At 66.9% G+C, this 15,511-nt stretch carries 17 protein-coding genes; 5 read left to right on the top strand and 12 right to left on the bottom strand.

Annotation, left to right across the window (positions count from 1 at the left end; translation table 11 throughout):
- Window positions 1-7 precede the first annotated feature (7 nt).
- The 3 genes from K6T84_RS02755 to K6T84_RS02765 all read right to left on the bottom strand — a co-directional run bounded on the left by K6T84_RS02755 (window position 8) and on the right by K6T84_RS02765 (window position 1,619).
- Complete coding sequence (locus K6T84_RS02755; protein WP_224865164.1) at window positions 8-487, bottom strand: ribose-5-phosphate isomerase; 480 nt, start codon at window positions 485-487, stop codon at window positions 8-10.
- Between the two features lie 110 nt (window positions 488-597).
- Window positions 598-1,209 (bottom strand): mycothiol-dependent nitroreductase Rv2466c family protein, encoded by a 612-nt coding sequence (locus K6T84_RS02760; protein WP_224865163.1) that lies wholly within the window; start codon window positions 1,207-1,209, stop codon window positions 598-600.
- Window positions 1,210-1,238: 29 nt separating this feature from the next.
- A complete protein-coding gene (locus K6T84_RS02765; protein ID WP_225401745.1) occupies window positions 1,239-1,619 on the bottom strand; it encodes a DUF1304 domain-containing protein in 381 nt (126 codons plus the stop codon).
- A gap of 62 nt (window positions 1,620-1,681) precedes the next feature.
- Here K6T84_RS02765 and pepN point away from each other — a divergent pair, with 62 nt between their 5' ends.
- Window positions 1,682-4,246, top strand: a complete 2,565-nt coding sequence (gene pepN / locus K6T84_RS02770) for an aminopeptidase N (protein ID WP_225401744.1) — start codon at window positions 1,682-1,684, stop codon at window positions 4,244-4,246.
- Here pepN and K6T84_RS02775 read toward each other — a convergent pair whose 3' ends face one another.
- Genes K6T84_RS02775 through ctaJ form a run of 3 tightly spaced genes read right to left on the bottom strand, consistent with a single transcriptional unit; the run spans window position 4,247 to window position 5,687 of the window.
- A complete protein-coding gene (locus K6T84_RS02775; RefSeq protein WP_225401991.1) occupies window positions 4,247-4,987 on the bottom strand; it encodes a hypothetical protein in 741 nt (246 codons plus the stop codon). It abuts the gene before it with no gap.
- Between the two features lie 15 nt (window positions 4,988-5,002).
- A complete protein-coding gene (locus tag K6T84_RS02780) occupies window positions 5,003-5,470 on the bottom strand; it encodes a DUF5130 family protein (protein WP_224865159.1) in 468 nt (155 codons plus the stop codon).
- Entirely contained in the window at window positions 5,457-5,687 is a 231-nt protein-coding gene (gene ctaJ / locus K6T84_RS02785; RefSeq protein WP_408066041.1) for an aa3-type cytochrome oxidase subunit CtaJ, read from the bottom strand. Before ctaJ ends, K6T84_RS02780 begins: the two co-directional genes overlap by 14 nt.
- Before the next feature lie 83 nt (window positions 5,688-5,770).
- Between ctaJ and K6T84_RS02790 the strand changes: the two genes are divergently transcribed.
- Window positions 5,771-6,709, top strand: coding sequence for a carbon-nitrogen hydrolase family protein (locus K6T84_RS02790; protein ID WP_224865158.1), 939 nt, complete (start codon window positions 5,771-5,773; stop codon window positions 6,707-6,709).
- Here the strand turns inward: K6T84_RS02790 and K6T84_RS02795 are convergent.
- The gene (locus K6T84_RS02795; RefSeq protein WP_224865157.1) at window positions 6,685-7,323 is read right to left on the bottom strand and encodes an HNH endonuclease; all 639 of its coding nucleotides are present in this window, start codon (window positions 7,321-7,323) and stop codon (window positions 6,685-6,687) included. The genes K6T84_RS02790 and K6T84_RS02795 overlap by 25 nt on opposite strands.
- A 136-nt stretch (window positions 7,324-7,459) precedes the next feature.
- Here K6T84_RS02795 and K6T84_RS02800 point away from each other — a divergent pair, with 136 nt between their 5' ends.
- Together K6T84_RS02800 and K6T84_RS02805 are read left to right on the top strand one after the other, a co-directional pair.
- Entirely contained in the window at window positions 7,460-7,858 is a 399-nt protein-coding gene (locus tag K6T84_RS02800; RefSeq protein ID WP_225401743.1) for a globin, read from the top strand.
- Window positions 7,858-9,411 (top strand): glycoside hydrolase family 13 protein, encoded by a 1,554-nt coding sequence (locus K6T84_RS02805; RefSeq protein WP_225401742.1) that lies wholly within the window; start codon window positions 7,858-7,860, stop codon window positions 9,409-9,411. The genes K6T84_RS02800 and K6T84_RS02805 overlap by 1 nt, the downstream gene beginning before the upstream one ends.
- A gap of 14 nt (window positions 9,412-9,425) precedes the next feature.
- Here K6T84_RS02805 and K6T84_RS02810 read toward each other — a convergent pair whose 3' ends face one another.
- Entirely contained in the window at window positions 9,426-10,283 is an 858-nt protein-coding gene (locus tag K6T84_RS02810) for an alpha/beta fold hydrolase (protein ID WP_224865154.1), read from the bottom strand.
- A 22-nt stretch (window positions 10,284-10,305) separates the two neighbouring features.
- On the opposite strand from K6T84_RS02810, the gene K6T84_RS02815 reads away from it, so the two are divergent.
- The gene (locus K6T84_RS02815; RefSeq protein ID WP_224865153.1) at window positions 10,306-10,947 is read left to right on the top strand and encodes a TetR/AcrR family transcriptional regulator; all 642 of its coding nucleotides are present in this window, start codon (window positions 10,306-10,308) and stop codon (window positions 10,945-10,947) included.
- A 5-nt stretch (window positions 10,948-10,952) separates the two neighbouring features.
- Here the strand turns inward: K6T84_RS02815 and K6T84_RS02820 are convergent, their stop codons facing one another.
- The 4 genes from K6T84_RS02820 to K6T84_RS02835 all read right to left on the bottom strand — a co-directional run bounded on the left by K6T84_RS02820 (window position 10,953) and on the right by K6T84_RS02835 (window position 15,506).
- Window positions 10,953-12,473, bottom strand: a complete 1,521-nt coding sequence (locus K6T84_RS02820) for a class I SAM-dependent DNA methyltransferase (RefSeq protein WP_224865152.1) — start codon at window positions 12,471-12,473, stop codon at window positions 10,953-10,955.
- A gap of 14 nt (window positions 12,474-12,487) precedes the next feature.
- Window positions 12,488-13,036: a hypothetical protein gene (locus K6T84_RS02825; RefSeq protein ID WP_224865151.1), complete on the bottom strand. Its 549-nt coding sequence runs from the start codon at window positions 13,034-13,036 to the stop codon at window positions 12,488-12,490.
- 332 nt (window positions 13,037-13,368) lie between these two features.
- On the bottom strand, window positions 13,369-14,268 hold the full coding sequence (locus K6T84_RS02830) for a GIY-YIG nuclease family protein (protein WP_225401741.1): 900 nt from the start codon (window positions 14,266-14,268) through the stop codon (window positions 13,369-13,371).
- A complete protein-coding gene (locus K6T84_RS02835) occupies window positions 14,265-15,506 on the bottom strand; it encodes a restriction endonuclease subunit S (RefSeq protein WP_225401740.1) in 1,242 nt (413 codons plus the stop codon). Before K6T84_RS02835 ends, K6T84_RS02830 begins: the two co-directional genes overlap by 4 nt.
- Window positions 15,507-15,511: the final 5 nt, after the last annotated feature.

Genomic DNA, 15,511 nt, shown 5'->3' on the forward strand with positions numbered 1-15,511 from the left:
GATCGGGTCAGGCGGGAGCGCCGGGAACCGGCGGCGCCTGGTGGTCGGCCTCGTAGGCGGACAGGATGTCGATACGCCGTTGGTGGCGTTCGGCATTCGACCACGGGGTGCTCACGAATGCGTCGACGATCGCGAGTGCCTCGGCAGTCGAATGCATCCGGCCGCCGATGCCGATCAGCTGGGCGTTGTTGTGCTCGCGGGCCAGCTGCGCGGTCTCGGTGCTCCACGCCAGCGCGCACCGCGCGCCCGGCACCTTGTTCGCCGCGATCTGCTCACCGTTACCGGAGCCGCCGATCACGATTCCGAGACTGCCCGGGTCGGCCACCGTTGCCGCTGCCGCGGCGATGCAGAACGCCGGGTAGTCGTCGTCGGCGTCGTAGCTGAAGGCCCCACAGTCGATCGGCTCGTGGCCGGCCTTGGTGAGGTGGGAAAGGATCTGTTCTTTGAGTTCGTAGCCGGCGTGGTCGCAGCCGAGGTAGACGCGCATGGCCGTCATTGTGTCAGACCCCGCCGGCCGCCCCTCCCGCGAGCGTGCACCAGCGTCCACCCCCAACTGGCCCAATGGCGGACCGGAGTGCACGGTCGCGGGGAGTGGGGTCAGTCGAACTGCGGCGCTTCACCCCGGGTGCGCTTGAGCTCCCAGAAGTGCGGGTAGGACGCGAACGTCACCGAGGCGTCCCACAGCTTTCCGGCCTGCTCGCCGCGCGGGATCCGGGAGAGCACCGGGCCGAAGAACGCCACCCCGTTGACGTGGATGGTCGGGGTGCCGACGTCCTTGCCGACCGCGTCCATGCCGGCGTGGTGAGACTTGCGCAGCGCCTCGTCGTAGACGTCGGTGGTGGCCGCATCCGCCAACTCGGCCGGCAGCCCCACCTCCGCCAGTGCGCCGGCGATGACGTCGGGGAAATCCTTGTTGTTCTGGTTGTGGATCCGGGTTCCCATCGCGGCGTAGAGCGGGCGCAGGATCTCATTGCCGCGCTGCTGTTCGGCGGCGATCGCCACCCGAACCGGGCCCATCGCCTGCTTGAGGCCCTCGCGGTACTCCGCGGAGATGTCATCGCGGCCCTCGTTGAGCACGGCCAGGCTCATCACGTGGAAGGTGACGTCGATGTCGCGGACCTTCTCGACCTCCAGGATCCACCGCGAGGTGATCCAGCACCACGGGCACAGTGGGTCAAACCAGAACTCGGCGTTCGATCTCACGGTCACAGGCGATCCTCTCGGAAATTGGCGGGTTCTTACAGGCTCAGGGCGAGCAGCGCGACCGCGAGGGCCGGAAACACACCCTGCACGGCGGCGGCGCGGGCCTTGGCGGGAGACGAAGCAATCAGAACCAGTCCCGCGGCCAGCATCGAACCCGCGCCGGCGAACACCAGCGCCGCTCCGACACTCGTGCAGCCCTGTGCCACCGCGGCGACACCGAGCCCCGTCACCACCGCCAGGAACAGGTTGTAGAAACCCTGGTTGAAGGCCAACAACTTGGTGGTCTCCGCTTCCTCGGCGGTGGTCCCGAACACTGCTCGGGTGCGCGGAGCGGTCCACTGCAGCGACTCCAGCACGAAGATGTAGACATGCACCGCCGCGGCCAGCGCGGCGAAAACCAAAGCTGCGATGCGCATGGGGACCATTAAAGCCCGGTCTGGCGGCCACCGACACCCCACGCCGTCTACTGTTGGCGGGCGTGGCACTCCCTAACCTCACCCGCGACCAGGCCGCCGAACGAGCCGCGCTGATCACCGTCGACAACTACCGGGTCGCGCTTGACCTGACCGACGGCGAGCAGACGTTCCGCTCGACGACCACCGTCACTTTCGACGCCCTGCCCGGCGCCGACACCGTCATCGACATCGCCGCCCAGTCCGTTCGCAGCGCCACCCTCAACGGCCGCGCACTGGACGTCTCGGGCTACGACGAGTCGGTCGGCATCGCACTGACCGGACTGGCCGAGCACAACACCGTCGAGGTCGATGCGGACTGCCTCTACTCCAACACCGGCGAGGGCCTGCATCGCTTCGTCGACCCCGTCGATGACGAGGTGTACCTCTACTCGCAGTTCGAAACCGCTGACGCCAAGCGGATGTTCGCCTGTTTCGACCAGCCTAACCTGAAAGCCACCTTCGACATCACCGTCACCGCACCGGCGCACTGGCAGGTGGTCTCCAACAGCGCCACGGCCTCGATCGACGACGGCGTGCACACGTTCGCCACCACCGCGAAGATGAGCACCTACCTGGTGGCGCTGATCGCCGGGCCCTACGCCAAATGGACCGACGTCTACCGTGACAGCCACGGTGAGATTCCGCTGGGCCTTTACTGCCGGGCCTCGCTGGCCGACCACATGGACGCCGAGCGACTGTTCACCGAGACCAAGCAGGGATTCGGCTTCTACCACCAGAACTTCGGTATCCCCTACGCATTCGGCAAGTACGACCAGCTGTTCGTACCGGAGTTCAACGCCGGAGCAATGGAGAATGCCGGTGCCGTAACGTTTTTGGAGGACTACGTCTTCCGCAGCAAGGTCACCAGGGCGTCCTATGAGCGCCGCGCCGAAACGGTGCTGCACGAGATGGCGCACATGTGGTTCGGCGACCTGGTCACCATGCGCTGGTGGGACGACCTGTGGCTCAACGAGTCGTTCGCCACGTTTGCCTCGGTGCTGTGCCAGAGCGAGGCCACCGAATACACCAGTGCCTGGACGACTTTCGCCAACGCGGAGAAGTCGTGGGCCTACCGCCAGGACCAACTGCCCTCGACGCACCCGATCGCCGCGGACATCCCCGACCTGGCCGCGGTGGAGGTCAACTTCGACGGGATCACCTACGCCAAGGGCGCATCGGTGCTCAAGCAGCTGGTGGCCTACGTCGGCCTGGATCACTTCCTGGCCGGCCTGCGCGACTATTTCGCGACGCACGCCTTCGGCAACGCCACCTTCGACGACCTGCTGGCGGCACTGGAGAAGGCGTCCGGCCGAGACCTGTCCGACTGGGGTGCGCAGTGGCTCAAGACCACCGGATTGAACACCCTGCGGGCGAACTTCGATCTCGACGACGCCGGGCGCTTCACCCGGTTCGCCGTCACCCAGGACGGCGCCGCCCCGGGGGCCGGCGAGACCCGGGTGCACCGGCTGGCCATCGGCATCTACGACGACGACCCCACCGGCTCCGGCCGGCTGGTGCGGGTGCATCGCGAAGAACTCGACATCGAGGGACCAGCTACGGCCGTGCCTGGCCTGGTGGGGGTTTCGCGCGGCAAGCTGATCCTGGTAAACGATGACGACCTGACCTACTGCGCCCTGCGCCTGGATGCGGAGTCGCTGGCCAGTGCGCTGGACCGGATCGCCGATATCGCCGAGCCGTTGCCGCGCACCCTGGTGTGGTCGGCGGCCTGGGAGATGACCCGCGAGGCCGAGATGCGTGCCCGGGACTTCCTGGCGCTGGTGCAGCGCGGGATCGGCGCCGAGACCGAAGTCGGCGTCGCCTCGCGGTTGCTGCTGCAGGCGCAGACCGCGCTGGGGTTCTATGCCGAACCGGGATGGGCGGCCGAGCATGGCTGGCCGGCATTCGCCGACCGTCTGCTGGAGTTGGCCCGCGCAGCCGAGGCCGGGTCCGATCACCAGCTGGCCTTCGTCAATGCGCTGTGCACCTCGGTGCTCGCCGAGCGGCACACCGCGGTGTTGGCGGAACTGTTGAACGCCGTTCCCGCCGCTCAAGGTCTGGACGGGTTGTCGATCGACACCGACCTGCGCTGGCGGATCGTGGTGGCACTGGCCCGCGGCGGTGTGGCCGACGAGGAGCTGATCGCCGCCGAGGTCCGGCGCGACCCGACCGCAACCGGTCAGCGTCAGGGGGCCCAGGCCGCGGCGGCCCGCCCGCAACCGGAGGTCAAGAAGGCGGCGTGGCAGCAGGTGATCGAGGACGACACGCTGGCCAACATCACCGGGCGGGCGATCATCGCCGGAATTGTGCAGCCCGGGCAGGGTGAGCTGCTGGCGCCGTTCACCGCGCGCTACTTCGAGGCGATCAACGGGGTGTGGCAGCGCCGCTCCAGCGAGGTGGCGCAGACCGTGGTGGTGGGCCTGTACCCGGGGTGGGACGTCAGCGAAGCCGGGTTGGACGCGGCGGAGAAGTTCCTGTCCGACCCGGAGTTGCCGCCGGCGCTGCGACGCCTGGTGACGGAGGGCCGGGCCGGTGTCGAGCGGTCACTGCGGGCGCGGAACTTCGATGCCGCTGGGGTGGATACCGCCTGATCAGCGGTATCCCCCGTCGGACAACCCGGCCTGCTTCTCGAATCGGTTGGTACCGCCGAAGATCCGCACCCTGGTCTCTTCGGCCAGATAGCGTGCGGGCAGTTGCACCGGACCGAATTCGGCCCACTGCTGGGCGTGGATCTCCTCGTGGTGCAGCAACCGGTCCAGGCCCGGGCCACCCGCATGAGCCCGTCCCGTTTCGATGATCGCTCGCAGCCGACCGGCCGGGTCGTCGACCTGATTCATGCTGACCATGAACAGATCACCCCAGGTGGTGCCACCGCGTCGGCTGAAGTGGGAGTGAATACGGTTGCCGCCCAAGCCCATCAGCATCCCGTTCGGGGTGGTCACCAGCCGACCGCCGGAGTCGCAGACCCGACGAATCGCCGCATAGCTCCAGCGGTTCGACCACTGCCGGTCGATGATCCGGTGCATCTCGGCGGCACCGTAGGGTGTCGCGGCAAAATCGCAGCGGGTTCCGCCGTAGCCGGTGCCGGCGTTGAGGATGTAGGTCAGCAGGGTCGCACGCCGGGCGTCGTCGGGCCGGGTGTCGCAACCGATAGCGAAGTAGCTCTTGCCATCCGGATCGGCGATCTGCTCCATCGCATCGAGAATGCCGAAGCTGTCGCGGGTGATGCGTTGGCTGCGGACGATGTCGGCCAACGCCTGCGGGGCGACCGCCTGTCGGTCGATGTTGGCCAGCCAGGCGCGGTGTGACCGGGGGACGAGCACAACGACCACCGGCAAGCGGGGCTGCTAGGGCCGGGAGATCCCGGCGCTGATCAGCTGCACCGCGCTGATCAAACCTTCGACGAGCCGGCCTTCGGTGAACGCCGCGGTGGCCGCGGCCACACCCTGCGGTGCCGCCGCGGGGGCGATCCGATCGGCCACGCCGGCGCCGTAGGCCACCTCGATGAGCCGCTGGTCTGGTGAGACCGCGATCAGCACGGCATCGTTGGGGGTGGGCACCTTGGCCAGGATCTCAGCCGCCCGGGCAGCGCTGTCGGCACCGAGGTCACCGATGTAGGTGGCGAACCGGGCCTTGGCCGCCCGTGAACCGTCGGACAGCGCGTTGTCGAGCGCCACCAGGTCCTTGGTCGGGAACGGGTAGTGCAGTGACAGCTCACCGGGCTCGGTGACTCCCGAGACCCGGCCGCTGTAGGTGATCGCCGAGCCGTACGGCAGGTCCGCCGGATCGATGGTCGCGACCTCACCAGTTGCCACTGGTTCCACCTCCCAGGCTGAACTCGGCTGCGCCGTGACCGTGCCCGCCGACGCGCTCGTCGGTGGCCGCCCACAGGATCGGCGGATGCGTCCAGCCGTCGGCCATCCGGTAGGTGGCCGCGCGCGGCGATTTGTAGGACAGCACCCGCGCCGCCAGCAGCGACACCAGCAAGGCCGGAATGGCGATGAAGTAGCCGAGGAATTCCAACACGCTCACGCCGTAGACCGTATCCCACCGCTGATCGATCGGTGCGAGAACCCGGGCCGAGTTCGCGACGACACCCGACTATGGTCAGCGTCATGGTGCTGGCGGCGGCAGTTCAGTTGGAGGCCGTGCTCGGCGATGTCGCCACCAACCTGGCCTCCTGCGAACGGCTCGGAGGCGAGGCGGGCCGGGCCGGTGCACGCATCATCGCGTTGCCGGAGTTCTTCACCACCGGGATCGGGTTCGCCGAGTCGCTGGCCACCGCGGCCCTGCCGCCGGACGGTGCGGCCACCGACCTGCTGACCTCGTTGGCCAGACGGCACCGCGCGCTGGTCGGCGGGTCGTTTCTGTGCCGTGACGCCGACGGCCATGTCCGCAACGCCTATCTGCTGGCCGGTCCCACCGGCGTGGTGGGCCGGCACGACAAGGACCTGCCCACGATGTGGGAGAACGCGTTCTACACCTGCGGCGACGACGACGGTGTGCTCAGCGCGGGCGAGCACACGGTGGGTGCGGCGGTGTGCTGGGAATTGATGCGCACCCAGACCGTACGACGGCTGCGCGGCCGGGTGGATCTGGTGATGACGGGCTCGGGTTGGTGGTCGATTCCGCGCTGGCGTCCGCACCGACTCTTCGATCGCCTCGAACGCACCAACGCCCGCACCGCCCGATGGTCGGCGGCATCGTTCGCCCAATACGTGGGCGCACCCGTGGTGCATGCCGCTCACGCCGGTGATCTGACCTGCGCCATGCCTTGGCTGCCCGTGCGCTACCGCGGCCATTTCGAGGGGGCCACCCTGATCGCCGCCGCGGACGGCACGGTCGTCGCCGAACGTGGCGTCAACGAGGGCGAGGGCGTAGTGCTCGGTGAGATCACCCTGGAGCGCCGACCGCCTGCGCTGGACCCGCCGGCCGGCTTCTGGCTGCATCGTCGGGGGATGTTGCCCGCCGCGGTATGGCACTACCAGCGCTGGCACGGGCGACGCTGGTATCGGCGCCACGTGGCGCCTCAGGCCGCCCCTTCGCCCAGGTAGCGCATCCACACCGGGTCCAGGTCGTGGATCACCGCCAGCAGTCGCCAGTGCTGTCCTTTCGGTGAGGTGGGCACCAGGCTCAACGTCCAGCCGAGTTCGGTCAGCAGGCGATCCGCCTTGCGGTGGTTGCAGGCCGAGCAGGCGGCCACGCAGTTCTCCCAGGAGTGGTCCCCGCCCCGGCTGCGCGGCACCACGTGGTCGACGGTGTCGGCCTTGCCGCCGCAGTAGGCGCAGCAGTGCCGGTCACGGTGCATCAGCGCGGCCCGGGTCAGCGGGATGCGCGCGCGGTAGGGCACCCGGACATAAGACCGCAGCCGGATCACCGACGGCACCGGCACCGTGCGGGTGGCCGAGTGGATGGCGGGCCCCGACGGGTCGTCGTGCACCATGTCGGCCTTACCGCAGATGAGCATGACGACGGCGCGCCGCAGCGACAGCGCGGTCAGCGGTTCGTAGGTGGAGTTGAGCAGCAGAACCCGGCGTCTGTTCCAGATCGACGCGGCGGCATCGTCGTCGGGCAACGAATGGGCGACCGAGTGCAGGCATGGGGCGGCGGCAAGCCCGGTCAGGCTCGCCGCGGGGGCACCGGTCTTGCGGTGGCCCCGACGCTTCATCGCCGGCTTAAGTGCTGCACCATAGATCCTCCGCCGACCAGTTCACCATGATTCGGCACTGGTCGCACGCCCATTTGCCGTGTGTTCACACCGCGGGTGGCGGCACCATCCCACAGATGGCCCACAATGGGGGGCGATGCAGCCGATAGAAGAACTCTCCTTTTACGACGCCGTCGGTGGTGCGGACACCTTCCACGCGATCGTGTCGCGGTTCTATCAACTGGTGGCCCAGGACGCGATTCTGCGGCCGATGTACCCCGACGACGACATGGACGGCGCCGAGGATCGGCTGCGGATGTTCCTCGAGCAGTACTGGGGCGGCCCGCGCACCTACAGCGATCTCCGTGGCCATCCGCGGCTCCGAATGCGGCACATTCCCTTCCGGATCGGCCCGCTGCAACGCGACGCGTGGCTGCGCTGCATGGTGACCGCGGTCGGCGAGGTCGACCGCGAGACCCTCGACGACGCGCACCGCGCCGAGCTGCTGGACTACCTGCACACGGTGGCGGACTTTCTGGTCAACGCGCCGATCTGATGGGCACCGGCGACCGTATCCCGTGGTGGGAAGGCTGCGTGTTCTACCAGGTCTATCCCCGCTCGTTCGCCGACAGCACCGGCGACGGGGTGGGTGATCTGGACGGGGTGACCGCGCACCTGGACTACCTGCGCGAGCTGGGCGTCGACGCGCTCTGGCTCAACCCGGTGATGGTGTCGCCGATGACCGACCACGGTTACGACGTCGCCGACCCTCGCGACATCGATCCGCTGTTCGGGGACCTGGCGGCGCTGGACCGCTTGGTCGCGGCCGCCCATGAGCGCGGACTCAAACTGACCATGGACCTGGTGCCCAACCACACCAGTTCGGCGCATCCGTGGTTCGTCGAGGCGCTGGCAGCCAAGCCGGGCAGTCCCGCCCGAGACCGCTACTTCTTCCGCGATGGCCGCGGACCGGACGGGGAGCAGGCGCCCAACAACTGGATATCGGTGTTCGGCGGGCCGGCCTGGACCCGGGTGCCCGACGGTCAGTGGTATCTGCACCTGTTCGACGTCCAGCAACCGGACCTGAACTGGGACAACCCCGAGGTGCTGGCGGACTTCGAGAAGACCCTGCGGTTCTGGCTGGACCGCGGGGTGGACGGCTTCCGCATCGACGTCTCGCACGGCATGGCCAAGCCGCCCGGCCTGCCGGACATGCCCGTCACCGACATCAAGCTGCTCACCCATCAGGATGACGACCCGCGGTTCAACCGGCCCGGCGTCCATGCGATCCACCGCGCGATCCGCCGGGTGATCGACGACTATCCGGGCGCGGTGAGTGTCGGTGAGGTCTGGGTGCATGACAACGCCCAGTTCGCCGCCTACCTGCGGCCCGACGAGCTGCACCTGGCCTTCAATTTCCGGCTGCTGCAGGCCGACTTCGACGCCGGCGAGATCCGCGACGCGATCGATAACTCGCTGGCCGCCGTCGCCTCGGTCGACGCCAACCCCACCTGGGCGCTGGAGAACCACGACGTGCAGCGGTCGGTCACCCGGTACGGCGACGGCGCGGTCGGCCCGGCCCGGGCGCGGGCGATGGCACTGGTCCTGCTGGCGCTGCCGGGCACGGTGTTCGTCTACAACGGCCAGGAGTTGGGGCTGCCGGAGGTCGAGTTGCCCGACGCCGCGCTGCAGGACCCGGTCTGGGAGCGCTCCGGGCACACCGAACGCGGGCGCGACGGCTGCCGGGTGCCGCTGCCGTGGGCAGGCGACACACCGCCGTTCGGCTTCTCCGAGCAGGCCGAGACGTGGCTGCCCATGCCGTCTGATTGGGTGTCGCTGACCGTTCAGCGCCAGCTCGACGACGCCGAATCGACGTTGTCGCTGTACCGGCGGGCACTCCAAATCCGCCGGGAGCAGGCGGGATTCGATGCCGGGCTGCAGTGGTTGCCGGCACCGGAGGGCGCCGTGGTGTTCCGGCGCGGCACCCTGGTCTGCGTGCTCAACACCGGTTCGCAGCCGGTGGCGCTGCCCGACGGCGAGCTGCTGCTCATCAGCGGGCCGCTGTCCGGCGCCGAGTTGGCACCGAACACCGCCGCCTGGCTGATCTGAACAGCCGGGTCACCTCAGAGTCGACTACGGGCCCCTGGACCACTTGCGGCACTGGCGAATTCGGCGACCAGATCTGCCAGCCGGTCCGGTTGATCGATCATCGAATAGGTTCGCGCGCCCTCGATGAGTTCGAACCGCGCGTCGGGCAAGGTCTTGGCCACTCGCCTGCCGTCTTCGACCGGAAAGAACAGATCGTCGGCGGACCAGGCGACAAGGGCCGGTTTGGTGAACCCGGACAGTCGCGCCCCGGCATCGAGGGAGGTCTGCTGGTTGAGCGACTTGGTGAGGTGACGGAGGTCCTCGGCGACCGCCGCGTCGCGCAGGGCGGGTTTGACCCATTCGCGCACCAGGTCATGGATGTCGCGGTGCGCCAGCTTCCCGTAGGCGTAGTGCCGAAACGCGCGCAGCCGCATCGGCTGTAGCGCAACCCGAAAGGTGAACGCGGTCTTGGCGGCCACGATGAACGGATTGATGATGGGCGGCGGGAAATGCTCGAAGGCGTCACAGCTGGTCAACACCAACGCCCCGAGCCGGTCCGGGTGGTCGACTGCGACCAGTTGGCTGACCAGGCCCCCGGTGTCGTTGCCCACCAACACCACGTCCTCGAGGCCGAGCGCACCCATGAACGCGTCGACCATCGCGGCGATCCCCGGCAAGGTCCTGTCCGCGCCGGCCCGCAGCGCCTGCGGATGCGCGCCCAGCGGCCAGTTCGGGGCGATACAGCGCAGATTCTGCTTCGCCAGGCGTGCGCTCAGCGGCCCCCACAGCGAGGCGCCCATGGCGTAGCCGTGGACGAACAACACCGGGCGCCCGTCCTGCGGGCCCGCGGTGTCGTAGTGAATGGTTCCGGCGTCAATGTCAACGGTGGGCATGGGAAGCTCCTAACATAGTTACGTGCAACCTGCCGATAACTTACCGACAGCCTGTACGGAAATCAAGCGTCGGACGCAGGCCGAGCGCTCGGCCGCCACTCGCGCTGCGCTGACCAGCGCTGCCCGCACGTTGTGGGGGGCGCGCGGGTATGCCGCCGTGGGCACGCCCGAGATCGCCGAGGCCGCCGGCGTGACCCGCGGCGCGATGTATCACCAGTTCCCGGACAAGGCGGCGCTGTTCCTGGCGGTCGTGGAGGCCGTCGAGGCGGACATCATGGCGCGCCTTGCCGATGCGGTGGCCGCCTCCGCTGCTACCACTCCCGCCGCCGCGTTGCGGTCGGCGGCGGACAGCTGGCTGGTAGTGGCCGACGACCCCGAGGTACGCCAGATCATCCTGCTCGACGCCCCGAATGTCCTGGGCTGGGACGGCTTTCGCGATGTGGCACAGCGTTACAGCCTGGGCATGACCGAGCAACTGCTCAGCGAGGCGATGAAAGCCGGGCAACTCCCCGAACAGCCGGTCCGCGCGCTGGCACACGTACTGATCGGCGCACTGGACGAGGCCGCGATGCTGATCGCGACAGCCGACGACCCCGAGCAGACGCGCGCCGAGGTGAGCAACGTGGTGCACCGCCTGCTCGACGCCATGCTGACCAACGGTTGACCCCGCTACCTCGGCCCGTTCGCCGCAGCCTCCAGAGCCGCCGCCACCGCCTCGAACTCAGCAAGGGCAGCGGTCAAGTCTTCGACGATCTCGCGGGCGATGATCTCGGGTGCCGGCAGGTTGTCGGTGTCCTCCAGTGAATCATCGCGCAGCCAGGTGATGTCGAGGTTCACCTTGTCGCGGGCGATCACCTCGTCGTAGCTGAACGCCTTCCACCGCTCCGACTCGACACGTTCGTCGCGTGGCTTGCCACTGAGATAGAGATCGACGAACTCGTCGAGGTGCTGGCGGCGCAACGGGTTCTGCTTGAGCGTGAAATGCTGGTTGGTACGCAAGTCGTACACCCAGAGTTTGGTGGTCCAGGGCTGTTCGGAGGCGGGCTTCTTGTCGAAGAACAGCACATTGGCCTTGACGCCCTGGGCGTAGAAGATCCCGGTGGGCAGACGCAGCATCGTATGAAGATCGAAGTCGGCCAACAATTTCCGCCGCAATGTCTCCCCCGCACCGCCCTCGAACAACACATTGTCAGGTAGGACGACGGCGGCGCGGCCGTTGATGTCCAGGATCGTCATGATGTGCTGCAAGAAGTTCAGCTGCTTGTTGCTGGTGGTGACGACGAAATCCTGCCGCTCGATCTCGATGTCCTCGCGGACCTCGCGGCCGTCAGCACCGACCATCGTCAGCGAGGACTTGCGGCCAAAGGGCGGGTTGGACAACACCACTGACCAACGCTGACCGGGGTCGGCGACCAGGGCATCTCGCACGTCGATCAGTGAGTCGCCGTCGGCGGTGCCGATGCCGTGCAGCAGCAGGTTCATCGCGGCCAGCCGAGCCGTGCCGTCGACCAGCTCGTAGCCGGAGACGAAGTCGTCACGCAGATGCTTGCGCTGCGGCGGGGTGAGGTTGTCGGCATCGCTCGCGGCGTGTTCGTGGGCGACCAGCAGAAAACCGCCGGTGCCGCAGGCCGGGTCCACGACCGTGTCGGTGGCCGTGGGGTCAATCACGTCGACGATCGCCCGGATCAGATCGCGCGGGGTGAAATATTGACCGGCTCCGGAGCCCTTGTCGGAGGCGCCTTTGGCCAGCAGCGACTCGTAGGCGTCGCCTTTGAGGTCGGTTCCCGACGCTGACCAGTTCTCTTTGTCGATCAGATCGACGATCAGCCGTTTGAGCTTTGCCGGGTCTTGAATCCTGTTCTGCGCCTTGCGGAAGATGGTGCCCAGCGTGCCGGGCTGCTGGGCGAGAGCGACCAGGATCTCGGTGTATTTGACCTCAAGTCTGGTGCCCTCGGCGTCCAGGAGCGTCTGCCACGAGTACTCGCTGGGAACGATCTGCTGCGGGTTGAGCTTTCGGGTGGCCCGCTCGTGCGCCATCTTCAAAAACAACAGGTACGTGAGCTGCTCGGTGTACTCGATGACGCCGACGCCGTCATCGCGCAGCACATTGCAGTAGGACCAGAGCTTGTCGACAAGACGACGCGAATCAGACGCTGTTGTAACCCTGACATCATCATTGTCGGTCGCCATATGGCCGCCTCTTCCTAGAATGTGCTGCTTGCAACGCCAGTCGTCACTGACGTGCGGCCGGCGAGGGCATCGGGGACGCGTGAGTTGCTCTGAACCCACACAACTGCGGCAGGCGAAATCGCACTCAAGACGCTCATGAGTCGATCGTGATCTGCAGCGAGGTCCCTGCCAAAGATCGGCTCATGGTGGGCGATCCGATTGCGCAGCTTGCGCAGACTCTCCTGCTGGCGATGCAGCTCACGGCGCGGGCCCGTCAGGCACGGAAATGCCTGGCTCAGCGCGGGTACCCACAGTCGTTGGTGATAGCGGTTGGCGAGTAAACCCGTCCAGAAGCCGAAGCTGAGCTCGGCGACCACATGCCCGGGCAGCATCCTGTCACCTTTCGCCCGTCGCGCCGTCGAAATCGCGTCCGCGATGCGCTGCTGCTCAAACGGATGCAAACGAAGTCCTCCGGTCCACCAGTCCTCCCGCCCGGCAAGTCGCGCCAGTTGGCTGTGGATGACATTGCGCACCGCGACTTCGAGCACATTGAACCCGCCCCAGAACGCCGACGCCACTGCCACGTTCCAGGCGTACAACCGCAAGGCCCTTTCCTGGTTACCTCCGCATGCATCGATATACGTCGCAAGCCGACCCGCGCTCAGTAGCCTGCTCAACTCAGTGATATCGACGGACGCTGGCGCGGCCCCATCGGCGAGGGTATCCTGATTACGGTAAGCCCCGGACGAGGCCGCTCCCGCGGTCGCCGCGCCGGGGCAATTCTTTTGCTCCGGTACCTCGCCATGTACCTGCGGACCGTCCACGCTGTTTTGCCCTCGTCGTCGAACTGCACCCCGTTTGCACATGGTGGCAGTCGCCTCCGACAGGTCGGTGCCGCTGCCCAACGCTGCCGGCACTACTCGACCCCCCGGCTCTCCCACGCGCCGAAGGTCCCTTCCGACGAGATCCACTCGCGCCGGCCGTTGCAGGACCGGCCCAGCGCGACGGCACCGGCGGTCGATGGGGAGGTGAACACGACGCTACGGGTGATCCGGCCGATCGCACCGTCGACCGCGATGGCGCCGTTGGCGATGAGTTGCTCGTGCTGAGCCCGATAGGAGGCGTAGGCCTTCATGGTGCTGTCGGCTTTGCCGACGCCGTGCCAGGCCCCGACGACGAGCGAACCCGGCAGCACGGTGAACTCCCCGTCGATCTGCTGGGCTTGCGCATCGACGCCGAGCTTGGCGTGCCGGAGCCGGAAGATCGGTGATTCGGCCGCTGGGGAAGCCGCGGGCGCCACGGGTTTGGCCACCGGAACCCGGATGGCGTTGACGCCGAGCACCGGCAGCACGATCTGCAGCTGGGACACGAAATAGTCCATATCCGAGGCGTCCGCCTCGGGCAGCGCCGGGAGCGCGGGAGCGGTGCCGTTCTCCAGCGTGACCCGGCCGGCGCGTGTCGCCAACGCGATCAGCCGAGACTCCAAGTAACGGCCGTGGGCCTTGGTCAGGTTGGCGTCCTTGGACGTGATGACCACCACCCGGTCCCAGAAATCTTTCTCCCGCTGGTGATAGCGCAGCCGTTCGGCGACGATGTCGGCTTCCCCGATATAGCAGCGGGTGTTGCCGACGGCCGCCTCGTCATCACCCAGCAGGATGTAGGCCCCGGTGCGTTGGGCTTCGTCACGCTTGAGCAGATCCGCCAGGTCCGAACGGCTGCCAGAGAGCACATGGCCGGTCCAGTTGGTGATCTCCGCCGTGGTCAATCCGCCGGGTGTGCCGTCGACGAGGAACAGCTTGATCTGCTTGCCGCTCATGCGTTGATCGTCTCGTCAATCGCTGACAGGTCAAAGGGTGAGCCTGTCAGGCGGCCGGAGAAGGCTGCGGCGAGGAGGGAACTCCGCAGATTCAGGCCCCGGGCATGCGCAGCGTCCAACGAACGTTTCAAACGCTCACGCGCAGTATCGATCTCAAGCATCCTAGCCAGCAGTTGCTCCTGTACACGCGCACCCGGCACGGGGATCTGAATGGCACGCACCAGGGACAAGTTGAGATTCGGTTGGACTCCGCCGGCAGCCATTCGCCGCAGTCCGACATAGTTAGCGTCAAGCACCAGACGTATCCATGGCCGAAGCTCGGGCTCTTGAACTATCACTGCAGCGCAAGCCTGGTTCGTTGTTGCCGCAATCGCTAGGTGCGCAGCGGTGCCTCGCGTACGCCCTTCGCCATACATCGCAACCAAGATGGAACCGGCCGGAAAGAGCTTAAGGCTGGTCTCCGCTAAAGCACGCTCAGTGACGAATTGCGACGCCTCGGTGATATGGCCTTGATGAAGATCGCCACTGGTGATCCAAGGTATTGTGCCGTTGTCGTAAAAGGCCTTGTTGCTCTTGAGCGGTGTCGCCCCAGTTGCTACCCGGCCAAGATTGCCGAGTTCCATGATCCGACAGTCAGCAGCGGACTCAGCCTCGGATACACACTCAGCGAGTGCTGCACCACGCAGCACGTCGAGGCGCTTGATCGATCTAGCGATTCCAATCCCGGCCACATCGAGACGCGACAAGTGGTCTTCGAGGAGGTCGACGATGCGGTGTTGTTCGTCGAGCGGCGGGAACAGGATCTGAATCGTGCGCAAAGCTGACTGCGATATATTGCGCATTGAATCTTTTGTACCAGTGGCTAATTCGCGAATCTGACTGCGAACCGCGGGTGCTTGTAGCGTGTACCAGAGCCACTCCGGGTGAACGCTGGACTTGGGCGTCAGTCGAAGGCTCTTGTCGCTCAGAAGTAGCTTCGGGCGAACAGCGGGGACAAGGACGCTGGCTCCCACATATTCGGCTGTGTTGGCCCGACTTACAAGTAGATCACCTTCGCGAATCTCAAACCTCGGGTCTGCAAGCTCGGCCGGTACGGCCTTGTTCTCCTCTGGTTTGAACTTGCCCCACGTCATCGCACTTACCTTGATGATGCCCCAATGCCCTTCTTCCGCAGGCGCGTTTGAAGCGCCAAACGATTTGCCTGCGGTGATATCCTCAATGAGATCCCCGAGCTGCACCAACG

It is taken from the genome of Mycobacterium zoologicum (assembly GCF_020181635.2).
GTDB classification, from domain to species: domain Bacteria; phylum Actinomycetota; class Actinomycetes; order Mycobacteriales; family Mycobacteriaceae; genus Mycobacterium; species Mycobacterium zoologicum.

Excerpts from the sequence above, each read along its gene's own strand:
- K6T84_RS02755 (WP_224865164.1), bottom strand. The coding sequence starts at position 487 with ATGCGCGTCTACCTCGGCTGCGACCACGCCGGCTACGAACTCAAAGAA.
- K6T84_RS02765 (WP_225401745.1), bottom strand. The coding sequence starts at position 1,619 with ATGCGCATCGCAGCTTTGGTTTTCGCCGCGCTGGCCGCGGCGGTGCAT.
- K6T84_RS02790 (WP_224865158.1), top strand. The coding sequence starts at position 5,771 with ATGGTGCTGGCGGCGGCAGTTCAGTTGGAGGCCGTGCTCGGCGATGTC.
- K6T84_RS02795 (WP_224865157.1), bottom strand. The coding sequence starts at position 7,323 with ATGAAGCGTCGGGGCCACCGCAAGACCGGTGCCCCCGCGGCGAGCCTG.
- K6T84_RS02800 (WP_225401743.1), top strand. The coding sequence starts at position 7,460 with ATGCAGCCGATAGAAGAACTCTCCTTTTACGACGCCGTCGGTGGTGCG.
- K6T84_RS02805 (WP_225401742.1), top strand. The coding sequence starts at position 7,858 with ATGGGCACCGGCGACCGTATCCCGTGGTGGGAAGGCTGCGTGTTCTAC.
- K6T84_RS02810 (WP_224865154.1), bottom strand. The coding sequence starts at position 10,283 with ATGCCCACCGTTGACATTGACGCCGGAACCATTCACTACGACACCGCG.
- K6T84_RS02820 (WP_224865152.1), bottom strand. The coding sequence starts at position 12,473 with ATGGCGACCGACAATGATGATGTCAGGGTTACAACAGCGTCTGATTCG.
- K6T84_RS02830 (WP_225401741.1), bottom strand. The coding sequence starts at position 14,268 with ATGAGCGGCAAGCAGATCAAGCTGTTCCTCGTCGACGGCACACCCGGC.